General features: G+C 34.6%; 16 protein-coding genes and 1 riboswitch. Of the genes, 8 read left to right on the top strand and 8 right to left on the bottom strand.

Annotated features, from left to right (window positions below; genetic code table 11):
• The first annotated feature begins 87 nt into the window (after window positions 1-87).
• The 4 genes from HT586_RS01650 to HT586_RS01635 all read left to right on the top strand — a co-directional run bounded on the left by HT586_RS01650 (window position 88) and on the right by HT586_RS01635 (window position 3,572).
• Complete coding sequence (locus HT586_RS01650; RefSeq protein ID WP_203546099.1) at window positions 88-900, top strand: HAD-IIB family hydrolase; 813 nt, start codon at window positions 88-90, stop codon at window positions 898-900.
• Window positions 901-905: 5 nt separating this feature from the next.
• Window positions 906-1,757, top strand: coding sequence for a GNAT family N-acetyltransferase (locus tag HT586_RS01645; RefSeq protein ID WP_203546098.1), 852 nt, complete (start codon window positions 906-908; stop codon window positions 1,755-1,757).
• A gap of 160 nt (window positions 1,758-1,917) precedes the next feature.
• Window positions 1,918-2,769, top strand: coding sequence for a GRP family sugar transporter (locus HT586_RS01640; RefSeq protein ID WP_111745204.1), 852 nt, complete (start codon window positions 1,918-1,920; stop codon window positions 2,767-2,769).
• A 17-nt stretch (window positions 2,770-2,786) separates the two neighbouring features.
• Window positions 2,787-3,572: a glucose 1-dehydrogenase gene (locus HT586_RS01635; RefSeq protein WP_203546097.1), complete on the top strand. Its 786-nt coding sequence runs from the start codon at window positions 2,787-2,789 to the stop codon at window positions 3,570-3,572.
• 42 nt (window positions 3,573-3,614) lie between these two features.
• Here HT586_RS01635 and HT586_RS01630 read toward each other — a convergent pair whose 3' ends face one another.
• Genes HT586_RS01630 through ybaK form a run of 3 tightly spaced genes read right to left on the bottom strand, consistent with a single transcriptional unit; the run spans window position 3,615 to window position 6,101 of the window.
• Window positions 3,615-4,520: an AEC family transporter gene (locus tag HT586_RS01630; protein ID WP_203546096.1), complete on the bottom strand. Its 906-nt coding sequence runs from the start codon at window positions 4,518-4,520 to the stop codon at window positions 3,615-3,617.
• A 26-nt stretch (window positions 4,521-4,546) separates the two neighbouring features.
• The gene (locus HT586_RS01625; RefSeq protein ID WP_203546095.1) at window positions 4,547-5,608 is read right to left on the bottom strand and encodes a metallophosphoesterase; all 1,062 of its coding nucleotides are present in this window, start codon (window positions 5,606-5,608) and stop codon (window positions 4,547-4,549) included.
• Between the two features lie 10 nt (window positions 5,609-5,618).
• Window positions 5,619-6,101 (bottom strand): Cys-tRNA(Pro) deacylase, encoded by a 483-nt coding sequence (gene ybaK, locus HT586_RS01620; protein WP_203546094.1) that lies wholly within the window; start codon window positions 6,099-6,101, stop codon window positions 5,619-5,621.
• Between the two features lie 77 nt (window positions 6,102-6,178).
• On the opposite strand from ybaK, the gene HT586_RS01615 reads away from it, so the two are divergent.
• From HT586_RS01615 to mspA, 4 genes are all read left to right on the top strand, one after another.
• Window positions 6,179-6,652, top strand: coding sequence for a GyrI-like domain-containing protein (locus HT586_RS01615; protein ID WP_203546093.1), 474 nt, complete (start codon window positions 6,179-6,181; stop codon window positions 6,650-6,652).
• A 3-nt stretch (window positions 6,653-6,655) separates the two neighbouring features.
• Window positions 6,656-6,814: an SE1832 family protein gene (locus tag HT586_RS01610; protein WP_203546092.1), complete on the top strand. Its 159-nt coding sequence runs from the start codon at window positions 6,656-6,658 to the stop codon at window positions 6,812-6,814.
• 93 nt (window positions 6,815-6,907) lie between these two features.
• A complete protein-coding gene (locus tag HT586_RS01605) occupies window positions 6,908-8,053 on the top strand; it encodes an MFS transporter (protein WP_203546091.1) in 1,146 nt (381 codons plus the stop codon).
• Entirely contained in the window at window positions 8,050-8,370 is a 321-nt protein-coding gene (mspA, locus tag HT586_RS01600; RefSeq protein ID WP_096077520.1) for a membrane stabilizing protein MspA, read from the top strand. The genes HT586_RS01605 and mspA overlap by 4 nt, the downstream gene beginning before the upstream one ends.
• Before the next feature lie 32 nt (window positions 8,371-8,402).
• Here the strand turns inward: mspA and HT586_RS01595 are convergent, their stop codons facing one another.
• The 5 genes from HT586_RS01595 to HT586_RS01575 form a co-directional block, all read right to left on the bottom strand.
• Window positions 8,403-9,563, bottom strand: coding sequence for an aminotransferase class I/II-fold pyridoxal phosphate-dependent enzyme (locus HT586_RS01595; RefSeq protein ID WP_188018027.1), 1,161 nt, complete (start codon window positions 9,561-9,563; stop codon window positions 8,403-8,405).
• An 11-nt stretch (window positions 9,564-9,574) separates the two neighbouring features.
• Window positions 9,575-10,417 carry a MetQ/NlpA family ABC transporter substrate-binding protein gene (locus tag HT586_RS01590; RefSeq protein WP_096077522.1) on the bottom strand — a complete coding sequence of 281 codons (843 nt, stop codon included), beginning with the start codon at window positions 10,415-10,417 and terminating at the stop codon, window positions 9,575-9,577.
• 78 nt (window positions 10,418-10,495) lie between these two features.
• Complete coding sequence (locus HT586_RS01585; protein WP_111716828.1) at window positions 10,496-11,158, bottom strand: methionine ABC transporter permease; 663 nt, start codon at window positions 11,156-11,158, stop codon at window positions 10,496-10,498.
• The gene (locus HT586_RS01580; protein ID WP_223160823.1) at window positions 11,159-12,169 is read right to left on the bottom strand and encodes a methionine ABC transporter ATP-binding protein; all 1,011 of its coding nucleotides are present in this window, start codon (window positions 12,167-12,169) and stop codon (window positions 11,159-11,161) included.
• 73 nt (window positions 12,170-12,242) lie between these two features.
• Window positions 12,243-12,348, bottom strand: a riboswitch (SAM riboswitch).
• 67 nt (window positions 12,349-12,415) lie between these two features.
• Window positions 12,416-15,589, bottom strand: coding sequence for an efflux RND transporter permease subunit (locus HT586_RS01575; RefSeq protein WP_203546090.1), 3,174 nt, complete (start codon window positions 15,587-15,589; stop codon window positions 12,416-12,418).
• Window positions 15,590-15,633 lie beyond the last annotated feature (44 nt).

Here is a 15,633-nt window from a genome sequence, read left to right as displayed (position 1 = left end):
TTTTATGAAACACCTGTTTTTTTGATATTTACAATTGTTATTTAATAATGACTCCGTTATGCTTAAATAAAATAAGGAGGGGATGTATTGAAGTCACTTCATTTCCCGGAAAATGTTGAATACTTAATCTGTTCGGATTTTGACGAAACGTTCTTCGCGCATGATTTAAGTAATCCTGAAGATGTACTCGCACTAGACGCATTTTTAGAACAAAATGTTGTAGCTAAAGGTATTCTTTTCGGCATTATTTCTGCCAGCACTAAAGAAATGATAGAAGCTTGTTTTGAAAAAGGAAATTACAGACACTATCCACATTTTATTTCAACTAATTCAGGCACTGAGATATATTATGTAAATAATAATAAACTGATTAGAGATGAAACTTATCATAACAAATTTCAGCAATTAAATTTTGATAAAAGTGTCATTCTCAATATAGAAGAACAACTTAAGCAACAAAATATTGACTTAATCACACAAACCCCTTTTGAAAATGCACCATTTTCTCGTAACTATTATTACCGCTCATTAGGAGAACTGGATGCAGAAAATATTGATATAATTAAGACAACTGGTAAAAAACATAATTTTATCGTGAACGTTAGTAAGTGTAATCCTAAAATTGGTGATCCGGAAAATCATTATGATGTGGATTTCTATCCATCAATTGCCGGTAAACATGCAGTCGTACAATATTTAATGGATAAGTTCAATATTGATAGAGACCATACCTTTGCTTTTGGCGATAGCGGGAACGACTTATTAATGCTAAACAGTGTCAAACATGGGTATTTAGTAAGTAACGCAACTGAAGAAGCAAAATCTAAATATAAACACCATACCAATTCACCATATAATAGAGGCATACTAGAAGGACTACAGCATTATTTCAAGGAGTGAAAGACTTGTACATTTCTCAAATGAAAGATATACAATTATTAGCTGATTTCTTGTTCCAATTAAACCAGGATAGTAAACACCACGTAGGAAACATACGTGTCACAAAACAAAGTATTATCGATCAACTTAATAATATTGATCCGGAAGATATGTTGCTAATTACTGAAGGTTATGAAATCATCGCCGCATTTGGTATGGAACATATTAATGAAACTGAAGCAAATATTCTTGGTCCAATTACTACAAAAACAGATAAAGAAACCCTTAATATGATAGATGTCATGTGGCAGGATTTCTTACGCAATCATCCAAGTACAACAACGTATTATTTCAGTTTCCATGAAGAACATCGATTTGGTCAGGCTGTGATGAAACATCTCCGCACTCAATATTTAGGTACAACATATACGATGGAAGCTGAAGAAAATAAAACGACAGCTATCGCACCACAAATCATCAAGTATAAACCTATTTATAAAAAAAGTTTTACTCGTCTTATGAAAGATTTACGGGTAGACTATAAAGCTAAATGCGAGAAGATATTATCTACAGTTGGACAATCATATGAACTTTACCTTTATTTAAATGAAGGACTTGTTAAAGCTTGTATATGGATTCAAATCAACGACGATGATGTTTGTAATATCGAATATTTAGCGACACATCCACAGTATCGAAATAAGGGTATCGGTCATGAGCTTGTGTCTTTTGCCGTAGATCATGCCTTCAACAAACATCACGCAAAGCGCGTACAGATTTCCGTGAAAAGCAAACGTGAAAAGAATATCGCTTTCTATGAAGCGATTGGATTTAAGAAAATCAATGAAATGAATCATTTTAAATATACACTGGATTAGAACAAATCATTGAAATGAATATATTGAAATCGGGGTAGATTTTATAAACTATTTTTTAGTTAATAAAGTTACCTCGATTTTTTCGATTACAGGCTGTTGTTTTAGTAAAAATAATAAAGGGTAAAAGATAGTTATCGATATAGAGAGAAGGAGTGAATATATGGATTTATTAATTGCATTACTCCCTGCATTACTATGGGGAAGTGTTGTACTCATAAACGTTAAAGTGGGTGGTTCTCCGTATGAACAAATTATGGGTACAGTATTAGGTGCATTCATTATCGGTACAATTACATACTTTATAGTACAACCTGAATTAAATTTGAAAATACTAGCAGTAGGTATTATTTCTGGTGCTTTTTGGGCACTTGGTCAAGGTAATCAGCTTAAAAGTGTTGAACTGATAGGCGTTTCAAAAACAATGCCTATTTCAACTGGTTTACAACTTGTGAGTACTACGTTAATTTCTGTACTTTTCTTTAACGAATGGACAACTACAAAAGCAGTAGTACTAGGCATAGCCGCATTATTATTTCTTGTTATCGGAGTCATTTTAACTTCATTAAAAGGTGACAATGAAGATGGTGGTAATAATAACTATAAGAAAGCTTTGCCCATACTTATAATTTCTACAATCGGTTATGTTACATACGTTGTTATCGGACAATTCTTCGGAGTTGAAGGATGGGATGCTCTATTTCCACAGGCTATCGGTATGGTGATTGGTGGTATTTTATTAAGTTTCAAACACCAGCCTAAAAAGAAAAATGTTTTAAAAAATATTATCCCTGGTGTTGTATGGGCACTTGGTAATATGGCTTTATTCTATTCGCAACCGAAAGTTGGTGTTGCTACTAGCTTCTCATTCTCACAAATGCTAGTTGTAGTTTCAACATTGGGCGGTATTTTTATTTTAAAAGAAAAGAAGACAAAGAAACAGTATATCGGTATTGCAATCGGTATTATTCTTATTATTGTAGCAGCATTTTTATTAGGACTAGCTAAAAAATAAATACTGGAGGTTTTATGATGTATAAAGATTTAAAAGATAAGGTTGTCGTTATTACTGGTGCCTCTAGTGGTATCGGTAAAGCTATGGCTGAAGCATTTGGTACAGAAGAGTGTAAAGTAGTCATCAATTATAACTCAAGTAAAGATAGAGCAGAGGACGTTGCTGAAATCGTTAAGAAGAATGGAGGAGAAGCAATTACTGTGCAAGGCGATGTTTCCGTAGAAGAAGACGTTGTTAACATTATACAAACCGCAATCGATACCTTTGGTGGTTTAGATATCATGATTAATAATGCCGGATACGAAAAAGCAACACCATCAGTTGAAATGTCAGCCGAAGCATTCAATAATGTCATGCACATTAACTTAACCGGTGCATTTGTCGGTAGTAGAGAAGCATGTAAACATTTTATCGAAACCGGTAAAAAAGGCAATATCATTAATATTTCTAGTGTACATGATGTCATTCCTTGGCCAAACTACGTGAATTATGCATCAAGTAAAGGTGGCATGAAATTAATGATGGAAACGATGAGTATGGAATTTGCACCTAAAGGCATTCGCATCAATAACATTTCTCCAGGGGCCATTGTAACTGAGCACACAAAAGAAAAGTTTAGCGATGATAAAACACGAGAAGAAACAGAACGAATGATTCCTATGGGAATTATCGGTGAGCCTCATCAGGTTGCAAATGTGGCAACATTCTTAGCAAGTGAAAATGCAAGTTATATTACAGGTGAAACAATCTATGTGGATGGTGGTATGACAAAATATCCATCATTCATGGGTGGTAAAGGTTAGAAAATTAAGAGCGTAAGACAAAATAATTTGTCCTACGCTTTTTTATAACATTACCAGCTGAAATATATACAATATTACTATAGATATTACGATTGTTATATTCGTTACCATACTAATCAGTGGAATGGTCTTATATTTAAACTCAATTGCGTACGGAATAATCGCTACACCTATCGGTAATAGCCAACCGATAAGTAGAGTCGTTCTAAACATCTCATTAAATGGTAATAAGAAGTAACAAATCCCGCCGACAAACGCTCCTAATCCATAATGGAACGCCAAGTATTTCATTGCAATCGGTAAGTAATACTTATCGATTTTAAAGTTTAAAAAGACACCTAATAATATCATGGATAACGGTAAATTAGCTTTTGATATGATTTCAAAGAAATCCAGCACTTGAGATGGTAATTTAAAGTGAATCACATTAAATATCAGCATAATGACATAAGTCATTAACGGTACGGTCTTTAACATACTCATCAATAAATATCTAATATCAAACGTATCGCCACCTTCACTAAAGTAACTACCGACAAAGTAAGTTACACCAAACATCATAATAGATCCACCGATATCAAACATTCCAAAGTACAGTAATCCTTTAGCACCAAACATCTGCTCCACAAGTGGATAAGCAAATAATCCAATATTAAAAGCTGAAGCCATCATACCAACTGAGCCACGAATTTGATTATTATATTTCAGAAACAAAAGTATTGCTAAAAATTTCGCAATGATTGCATATATAATCATGATGACAGGAAGCATAATCAATGATGCATCAATTTCTACCCCGCTTAAAGTTACAATTACAAGGGAAGGTAATGTTACATTCATCACTAAGACAGCGAGTACTCCACCATCTTCTTCTTTTAAATATTTTAGCTTTTTCAAAATATATCCAAGCATAATCAAAGCGATAATCATAATAAAGCTTTGTGTCATGTTAAACCTTCTCTCTTAATAGCTTGTTACAATACTTCTTCAGGTACCCAACCAGTAATACCATCTTTCATAATAAGTGTATAGCCTAAGTATGAATCATCAATGATAGCCACTTCTTCTCCAATTGATACATCCATGAAATAGTCAGTATAATCATCTTTTAGACGGTAGCCATCTTCAATTTCTTTAATAAATTCTGTCTTTACCATAAAGTCTATTCCTGTATGTATGTGTTTTGCCCGAGTGAAATATTCATCACCATCGAATACTTCTATTTCAAAATGCGGATAAGTAAACGTATGCGGCTCCTGATATGACACTTCAAAATCCTGAATCACCACTTGTCTCTTATAATCATCTGCTGCCAAAGTTTTTAATGTGTATTCATCATCTGTATATTCAATGATCAACGCGTTAAGTTGGCCACTATATTTCACTTGATTGCCACCATCGATATCAATGATACGTGACGCTTCATTTATCTTAATGTTGTTATTCATGAGTCCATCTTCAACATAGTTACATGTCGGAAAATGACCGACCACAACCATTTTTTCAGCATCATGCGTTGCATTATAAAAGTATGGCATGTTCAGTACGTTATAACGTGATGTATTCATATAATCATGTTGATCAAGCCCTGCATGTACAAATATGAAATCTTCTGTTTCAATCATCAAAGGTAAATCACGAACGATATCATGAATGTGACTAAAATGCTTACACACGTCTTTAGCCATATCACTTTGTGATTCATAATCATCCAATGTCTTACCGAGTTTATCCAGGGCTTCATGTACAAGTGTGTGGCGGCGTTGCATATAATTGTATAAATAATCTTCTTCCAATTCATCGAAGATACAGTCACAATTCCCGAGAAGCATATGAACATGTTCACTTTCCAATAATTCTCCTACGAATTCAACGAGTTCTATACTATTAGGACCTTTATCGATAATATCTCCTAGAATAATGAGTCGATCATCTTCTGTATATCCTACGCTTAATAGCAAATCTTTAAATAAATTAATATTGCCATGAACATCTGAGACAACGATTGTACGTCTATCTTTAATTGACATTGTCATGTAGTTATCTTTAATCTTCACCGGTAATCGGACTCACTTTCGCATTGATTAATTGCACGAGTTCATCAACATTAACTTTCATCTGAATACCTATTTGTCCCGCACTTACGATAATCGTTTCAAGCGCTTGAGCAGATGCATCAATAACAGTCGGAAATTGCTTTTTCATACCTACTGGTGAACATCCTCCTCGAATATAACCTGTAGTCTTTTCCAAATCTTTTACTGCAAGCATTTCTAACTTCTTCTCACCAACTACTTTACTGATGGCTTTAATATTAAGTGTTGCTTCTACTGGAATAACAGCCACATAATAATTATTTTTACCTTGCAGTACTAATGTTTTAAATACTTCTTCAACCGCTTGACCAATTTTATTCGCTACGGTAATCCCATCAACTTGATCATCTTCTATCGAATATGTAAACGTTTCATAAGAGATTTTCTTTTGATCGAGTTTTCTTAATGCGTTTGTTTTTACTTTTTTACTCATATAAATGCCTCCAATATTCTTGTCACTTTATAATATACCACTTTTCATGTATATTTCTTTTAGAAGGGGGTTTTTAAATGACATATAAAGTAGTATCGCTCGACGCATTTTATCTTACTGGTTTAAAAAGAGAATTCACTACCGAAACAATGGGAGAAATCAAACCACTTTGGGATGATCTTGAACAGAACGGCATACTTGCTGACTTACAAACGTTAAATGATGTAGATACTTTAAAAGGTCACATCGGGGCATGCATTAAAACAGAACCATCTGAACATTTAAATTACTTAATTTCAGTTGCTACTCTAGAACCACATGTAAAATATGAAACAGCTTATATCCCAGCCTCTGAATGGGTTGTATTTGATGCCATTGGCCCTATACCAACTGCCATTCAGGAAACATTTGAATATATTTACGGTACGTGGTTTAAAGATGCACCATTCAGACCTTTGCAAACCGCTGATTTAGAGTTCTATCCGCTAGATATGTATTTTGAAACCGAAAACCCAAAAGTAGAAATCTGGATACCTGTAGAAAGGAAGTAAATAATGAATTTAGAACAACAATTATTAGAACTTAAAGAAGAATATATGAGAATACAAAATGATTTAGAGAAAGTTGAATCAACTGGTCAATCTTCACCAAGATTAGAACAAAAGCTTATTGAAATCGAAAAAGCCATACAGGAAACACGCGATAAAATGTAATTTTATCTGTCACGGTAAAAAACCGTGACTTTTTATACTCTTTTCCACTATTATTCGTTACAATATATGTATTAAATTTTTTGGAGTGACTTTATGGACAAACAAATCAAATTACTTATGGCAGTTCAGTTTTTTATATATTTTGGCTTCAGTATCGTTATTCCTGTAATCCCGGCACTTGTGCATAGTATGAACTTAAATGCATTTCATATGGGGTTATTACTTGCCAGTTATTCAATATTTTCGTTTTTAGCAGCGCCATTCTGGGGACATCTATCAGATAAAATTGGCCGTAAAAAAATATTGTTCATCGGACTCATCGGTTTTACATTAAGCTTCTTTTTATTCGGTCTTTTTATCGATAACTTAGCAATGCTCTATACTGCGCGTATTGTAGGCGGTATCTTCTCCGGTGCTTGCTTCTCAACGACAACAAGCATGGTGAGTGATATGACAAGTGAAGAAGAACGTAATAAATATATGGGCCTCATGGGAATGATGATTGGACTTGGTTTCATCTTCGGTCCTGCAGTAGGCGGCTTATTATCAGGTATCAGCTATCAAGTACCATACTTTGTCACAAGTGGCATCCTCGTACTTATTGCAGTATTATCCATGCTAACTTTACAAGAAACTTATCACAGAAACAGTGCGAAAGAAACTGATCTAGGTACTTCAAAAATGATGACACCACAAATTATACTTATCTTAATTTCAACATTTATCGTGATGTTTACGATGAGTGGTATGGAAAGTACATTCCAGCTCTTTGAAATTGAGAAAATAAATATCACTACTACTCAAATGGGTCTTCTTTTTATGATCGGTGGATTGATCAATGCCGGTCTTCAAGGTGGTTATTTACGTAAAGTAAAAGATGGGAAAGAAAAACCCGTTATTATTACAGGTCAGATATTAACAGTTATCGCATTTATCCTATTACCATTCTCTATGAATTTATGGTATGCCGGGCTATGTTTAGTACTTCTAATGGCTGGTAACGCACTAGTTAGAACGTTGCTTACAAGCCAGCTCACAAAAGAAGGCAATCGTAATAATATGGGTAAACTCACTTCAATCAGTTATAGTATGGATAGCTTAGGACGTATTCTTGGTCCACTTACTTTTACCGGAATTTTATCAAATCAAATTGATGCACCGTTTTATTTCGGTGCAATAATGACAGTTATAGGTACAATCGTCTTAATGATGTACTTTAAGAAAGGACGTACAGTATGATTTTTTTAATTGCATTGTTCACAATAATGTATCTTATTGTGAGTTACACGAGTATTTATCACTTTAAAATGAATATTTTAAATATATTACGTATTATATTAGGACTAGGGTATTGCTTCTTTATCTATACATCTGTGATGCATATCCCGGGAAATATGAAGTACTGGATTACTTTACTTGCGATATGTTTATTGATGAATATTGAAATTGCGGCTTATAAATATAAATTTAATGATTCAAAAGCAAAAAGAATTCTAGATATCTTTTCCCTTGTTATCGCTTTAATGGTTATTGTAATTACAGCGATATATATATAAACAGGATGCCAAAATAGCATCCTGTTTTTTTATCATTCATAAAGAACATTCGTTTCTTTAATGCGTTCAATAAATTCATCTACTTGAGCATCATCTACTGCAAGAGAAACACGAATGTATCGATCACCTAAACTTCCAAACGGCAGTCCCGGTGTTGTGAGCATGCTTTGTGACTTCAGTAAGAAATCGACATATTCTTCACTGTTAAACTCATCCGGTACTTTTATCCAGATAAATATGCCACCTTGCATCGGCTCAAACGGAATATCTGCTTCAGTTAAGGCTTTAGTCACTTTATCACGACGTCTTTTAAATAATTCATTCTGTTCATTTAAAAACGGTTCACCAAGCTCTAATGCCGCTACAGCACCATCTTGAATAGCGCCCCACATACCCACTTGCGTGTGATCCTGGAAATAGTTTAAGTTCTCGATAATTTCAGCATTACCTACAGCAAAGCCTACGCGTACACCTGACATATTAAACGCTTTAGATAATGAATAGATTTCTATCGCAACATCTTTAGCGCCAGGCGATTGCAAGATGCTAGGATTCTTTGCATCAAATCCAAATGCAGCATAGGCAAAGTCATGCACAATTTTTGTATCTGTGTCTTTAAAACGATTGATTGTTGCATCAAAGAATTCTTTTGTTGCAACTGCACCAGTTGGGTTACTTGGATAATTTAAATAGATTAGTTTTGTATTGTTAAGTTCTGCTTCATCAATTTTATCGAAATCAGGTAAATAATGATCTTCTGGATACAGTTTCAGTTCATAATGTTCACCTCTAGCAAGTTTCACCCCCGCTAAATAATCTGTGTATCCCGGATTTGGTAACAATACACCATCTCCTGGCTCAATCACACATGTCGGTAGGTGCACTAACCCACTTTTCGTACCATATAAAATACAAATTTCTTTGTCCTGGTCTAATTCGACATCATATACGTCTTTATAGAACTTTTTAATTGCAGCTTTAAATGTTTCTTTCCCTCTAAATACACCGTATTTATTATTTTGTGGATTTTGAATACTTTCAGTCAGTGCTTGAATTACGCTATCAGGTACTGGTTTATCAGGTATCCCTACCGCCATATTTATGAGCGGCTTACTCCCTACTTCAAGCTTTCGTCCCATCGTCTTGCCAAAATAACTTTCCGGAATTGTTTCTAATATTTTTGTGTATGCCATTACACTGCCTCCTATGGTTTATCAAATCCAACGAATGATTCATCTATTACTTTATCAAAGGCTTTAGATGTTATTACTTTATTTATATCTTTTGTTAATTGACTATTTTCATTCTTCTTGTTAACAACGATACGATTTCGATAATGTTCATCCATCTGCTCTAACTGTAATGCTGATTTCAAATCAATTTTAGAAGCTAATGCAAAGTTACCAGGAATAGCTGATAATCCTATACTATCTTTGCTACGTGGTAATTGTGCTGCTTCTACTGCTACAAACTTTAAATTTTTCTTATTATTAATAACATCACGTTCTGAAATTGTAAGTTCATTTGTCCCTGGTTTAATATCAATAAGGTGTGCTAATTTTAAGGTTTTAAAAGCACGCGCTGCATTAACCGGATCGTTTGGAATTGCAATCTCAGCACCATTAGGTACTTCTTCAAATGATTTATATTTACCAGAATAAATACCCATCGGTGCAGTTGGAACTTGTCCTGTTGCAACAAGATTGGTCTTATTTTGAGCATTAAACTGTTTCATAAATTCAATATGCTGGTATAAATTCGCATCTAAATCACCTTTTGCTAATGATTTATTCGGCTGAATGTAATCAGAGTATTCAACGCGCTCTACTGTATAGCCTAATTTTTCAAGACCAGGCTGAATTGCTTTCTTTACCATATCAGCATAAGGCCCACTCGTTGCACCAATACTAACTTTACCTTTATCTTTGCTTTGCGTACTTTTTACATCCGCATTTTGACGTTCAAATGGATTACCTTTATCTAATAATATCCCAGATAACAATATAACAATGATGCCAGACAATATAAAAATAACTATATTCTTCATATTTTTCCTTCTTTCGTTTCTTTTATTTTTTCGCTTTTTATTATTTTTCAATTATATTTTACTCTTTCGTTTTACCTATTATCTTTTATCTACACGTTTACTGATAAAGTCACCAGTAATTTGAATCAGTTGTACAAGGATGATGAGTATAATGACTGTTACTATCATCGTAACGTTGTCATAACGATAGTATCCATATCGAATGGCAAGGTCACCAATACCTCCTCCACCGATAACACCGGCTGTTGCGCTATAAGCTAGTATGCTAATAATCGCTAAAGTAATTGCCTGAAAAATCCCTGACATACTTTCTGGAATTAACACATCCATAATAATTTGTTTAAGAGATGCACCAGTAGCTACACATGCTTCAATGACACCTTTATCGACTTCCTTTAAAGATGTTTCAATAAGTCTAGCAAATAAAGGTACAGCGGCAAGCGTTAAAGCGACACTTGCAACATAAGGACCATGGGACTGCCCAACAATCTTCGTAGCAAATGGCAGTATCGCTACCATCAAAATGATAAACGGAAACGAACGAATGATATTGACGATAAATCCTAATATCGAGTTAAGTGGTCCATTCGGTAATAGTAATTGATTGCGTGTTAAATAAAGAAGGATACCAAGTGGCAATCCAATAAGAACAGAGAGTGTAATTGCGATACTAGACATTAAAATCGTTTCTAAAAATGCTTTATATAATTCTGGTAGAAGTGTTTGAAATTTATCGCTCATTTATGCCACCCTCTCGATTCCATTTGATTTCTTTATGTATTCATTTATAGCGATTCTTTCTTGAATATCACCTGTAACTTCGAAAGTTAATATACCTATCGGTTGATTTTGTATGTATTCAATCCTGCCTTGAATAATCGAGATATCGCAGTTAAATTTCTTATATAAATTATTGATAAACGCACTTTCTGCACTATCTCCAATAAACTTAACCGTAATAATTTCTTTGTCTTCATTATTTAATTTCATATATTGCTCTGGTAATTCCAGATGATAGATATCATTTACAAAATGTCTTGTTAAATCACTTTGGGGATTAGAAAACACAGTAAATACATCTGCATGTTCTACGATTTCTCCATTATCCATTACGGCTACTTCATCACAAATTTCTTTTATGACATCCATCTCATGCGTAATTACAACGACTGTAATCCCTAATTTCTGATTAATATCGCGAATCAAGTTTAATATACTTTTTGTTGTCTCTGGATCTAGCGCACTCGTCGCTTCATCACACAACAATATTTCAGGATTATTAGCAAGCGCACGCGCAATTCCAACGCGTTGCTTTTGTCCTCCTGATAACTCTCTTGGATAACTGTCACGGCGATGTGTTAGTCCTACAAGATCAAGTAATTCGGTAATGCGATCATCATACTGTTTCTTAGGGAAATGTGCTGCTTTTAAACTGAATGCGATGTTTTCCGCCACTGTCTTAGATTGGATTAAATTAAACTGCTGGAAAATCATCCCTATGTTTAATCGTTCTTTTTGTAGTTTCTGCTTGTTTAATTTTGTAATATCTACATCATTCACAAGCACTTGACCACTCGTAGGCTTCTCAAGTAAATTAATTGTTCTGAGTAACGTACTTTTACCAGCACCGCTATAACCAATAAGCCCAAATATTTTTCCGGTTGGTATTGTTAAGTAAATATCTTTCAACGCTTGTGTTGTCTTACCGTTCCTTCTGTATGTCTTATTGACATCAATAAACTGTATCGCCAATCTATTCCCTCCACTTACCTTATCCAAAGAAAAAAAACGTCATTGCTTAATAGCAATGACGTATTATATGAGTCACTTATCTATCAAGCATAATAGCTTGTTGGATTTAGCACAGTACTCGTAAGAGCCCGCTGCTGAGACATCATAGGGCCAATTCCCTCAGTCTCTCTGGATAAGATATTTAATTTTTAATATGGTATTTATATTAGTACTCAAATTTTGAATTGTCAATGAATTCTTTAGTTTTTATTTATTTACAACGGTTACTCGCTCTGTTGTTGCATTGCTTTTCGTAAATTTATTACGCATTTTCATCAATAATTCATACACAATCGGCACGACGATCAATGTTAATAACGTAGAGGATACTAAACCACCGATTACCGTTACAGCAAGTGCTTTAGAAATCAATACTGAGCCGTCTCCACCAAATAATAACGGCATTAATGCGCCAACTGTTGCAAGTGCTGTCATAAGTATTGGACGTACACGTGTCGTTGCAGCTTCTAAAATCGCTTCACGTGTCGGTAATCCTTCTGCTTCTTTGTTAATGACGCGATCAATTAATACAATCGCATTTGTTACAACGATACCAATTAACATTAACATACCGATCATAGATGGTACTGATAATGTTTCTTTGAAAGCTAGCAGGCCTAATATTACTCCGATAATTGTAAATGGTAATGAGAATAGGATTGCGAGTGGTGCGAGTCCACCTTTAAATGTTAATACCAGGATTAAATAAACAATACCTACTGCTGCAAGCATTGCAAGTCCGAGTTGTGAGAAACTTTCTCCAATATCTTCACTTGTCCCACCAACGTGAACATCAACGTTATCAGGGTGTTTTAAAGCATTGACCTTTTCTGTTACATCTTGTGTAGCTTTACTAACATCTTTACCTTTAATCTTTCCTTCAACTGATGCTGAAATATTACCATCTTCACGCTTAATCGTGTCAGAAGTTTTTGTTTCTTCGATCTTAACAACTTCACTTAATGTCACTACTTTACCTAGTGGTGAAGTAATTTTTGTGTTTTCTAACTTTTCTTTCGTCCAGTTATCTTCTTTTTTCTTCGTTAAGATAACTTCTGTTGATTTACCTTTTTCGCCGACTTTCGTCACAACTTTATCATCGCTACGTTGATTTAACGTCATTGCAACTTGTCCAGCTGTTAAACCTAATTCAGACAATTTATTATGATTTACTTTTAAAGTATAAGCATCGTAACTATCTGAAAGTGATGTATTGACATTTGTTAACGATTTAACATCTTTCAATTCTTTTTCTAACTTTTCAACGACTGGTCGAATGGCTTCTGTTGATGGCCCATTAACGGTTACTGTAACCGCATTTGTTGCACCACCTGTTGCAAAGTCCTGGTTTTTCCAATCGCCTTCATGATTTAATTTAGCAATTTTAGCTAATACTTTATCCGCTTCATCTTCCCAGTTCGGAGTATCTTTCTTATATTCGACCATCATCGCCATATCATTAGATGCGATAGGGTTAAATGGATTTTCTCCTCCTACAGAGAATTGCGTATTCACAACGTTATCATTTTTAGCTAATATTTTCTGAACTGCTTCACCTTTTTTCACAACGTCTTCCTCTTTTTCACCTGGTTTCGGTTTATATGTTAATGCCAATAATTTATCTTCACCAGTAGAAATAAATGACGTACCTAAGAACGGTGTTAAGAAAAGACTACCTACAAGTAATAACACACTTAATGCAGATACAATCGCTTTATGACTTAATGACCAGTCTAATATCTTGCGATAGAATCCAGCTATCTTTCCGACCTTTTCTTCATCGTCATGATGACCTTTAATACCATTCTTAAAGAATGTATGTGCCAACATCGGCACGATAGTAATCGCGATTAAAAGTGAGGCAAGTAATGCAAATACCACGGTCCATGCAAATGGTCTGAAGATTTCACCAATAGACCCAGATACTAACGCTAATGGTAAGAATACAGCGATTGTAACCATCGTAGAACTCATGATTGGAATGAACATTTCTTTCGTTGCACTGCTGATTAATTCAAATCCTGTTAACTTCTCACCTTTAAGCGACATGCGACGGAATATATTCTCAATAACGACAATCGAGTCATCAATAACACGTCCAATTGCAACGGTCATCGCCCCTAACGTCATAATGTTAAGTGAAATGTCCATCTGTTTTAAAACAAGCATCGCCATTAAAATAGACATCGGAATAGAAACCACTGCAATTAAAGTTGAACGAATATTTCTTAGGAAGATCAAAATCATAATAACCGCAAATATCGCACCGATGATCGCTTTTTCCGCCATCGTCTTAACTGAATCTTCAATAGGTTTTGCCTGATCCATCATAAGTACGGCACTCATATCAGGATTGTCTTTTTTAAATTGTTTAACTTTTTCTTTTACTGCATTAGCCAAAGTTACAGTGTTCGCATCATCTGATTTGATAACCTGCACGCTTAATGAGTCTTTACCATTTGTTTTAGAAATCGATTCACGGCTTTGCACTGTTTTTATATCTGCTACATCTGATAATTTCACAGTTGGCACTTTGGCATTTTTCATCGCTTCCATCATAGCCTTCTGTGCCGCCGGATCTTGTGGCATTTGTGCCGACTGACTTTGGGCTGTTTGGCTTTGAGTAGCACTGCTATCTGTCACCGGAATTTTAAGCGATTTTAATGCTTCCACATTTGTAAACTGACCATTTACGATAATACTCTTTAAATCATTACCGAAAGTATATAATCCAAGTGGCGCCTCCATTGTAGCACCTTTAATAAACTGTAATACGCTATCTTCAGTTAACTTTTTCGCTTTTAACTTTTTGTCATCAAACTGAAGTTCAACCTGTTCAACTTCCTGTCCTGAAAATGTAACGTTTGTTACACCTTCAATACCTTCAATTTCAGGTACTAAATCTTTTTTAATCTTTTCTGTTAAAGTCTTGATATCTGATTTATCACTAGATATTGAATAGCTGATAATCGGGAAAGTGTACATCGACATTTGAGATACTTGTTTATCCATAGCACCTTCAGGCATCTCAACTTTATCAATCTGCTTTTCCAGTTCATTTTGTGCTTCATCCATATCTGTACCAAATTTATATTGCACCGTTACAGCAGAAGCGTTTTCAAGAGACTGACTTGTTACTTTTTCTACACCAGATAAATTCTTAACTTTCTTTTCAATCGGATCGGTTATACCTTCTAAAACATCCTCAGGTGTAGCACCTGGATAAGGTGTTGTAATCGATATTACCGGAGTTGACATGCTCGGTAACATTTCCATCTTCATCTTCGTTGCACTATAAACCCCGGCTGCTAAAATAATTAATGTCATCAACCAGATAGCAAGTTTATTATGCAAAGAAAAATCAATTATTTTCTTAATCAAGACTTTTCCTCCATTCATTTATGAACTTCTTAACAATAGGCAAT

Origin of the sequence: Macrococcoides bohemicum (assembly GCF_016865215.1) — a bacterium.
GTDB lineage: Bacteria > Bacillota > Bacilli > Staphylococcales > Staphylococcaceae > Macrococcoides > Macrococcoides bohemicum.
Note: the sequence above shows the minus strand (reverse complement) of the source record. Positions and strands in the feature narration are given on the sequence as shown.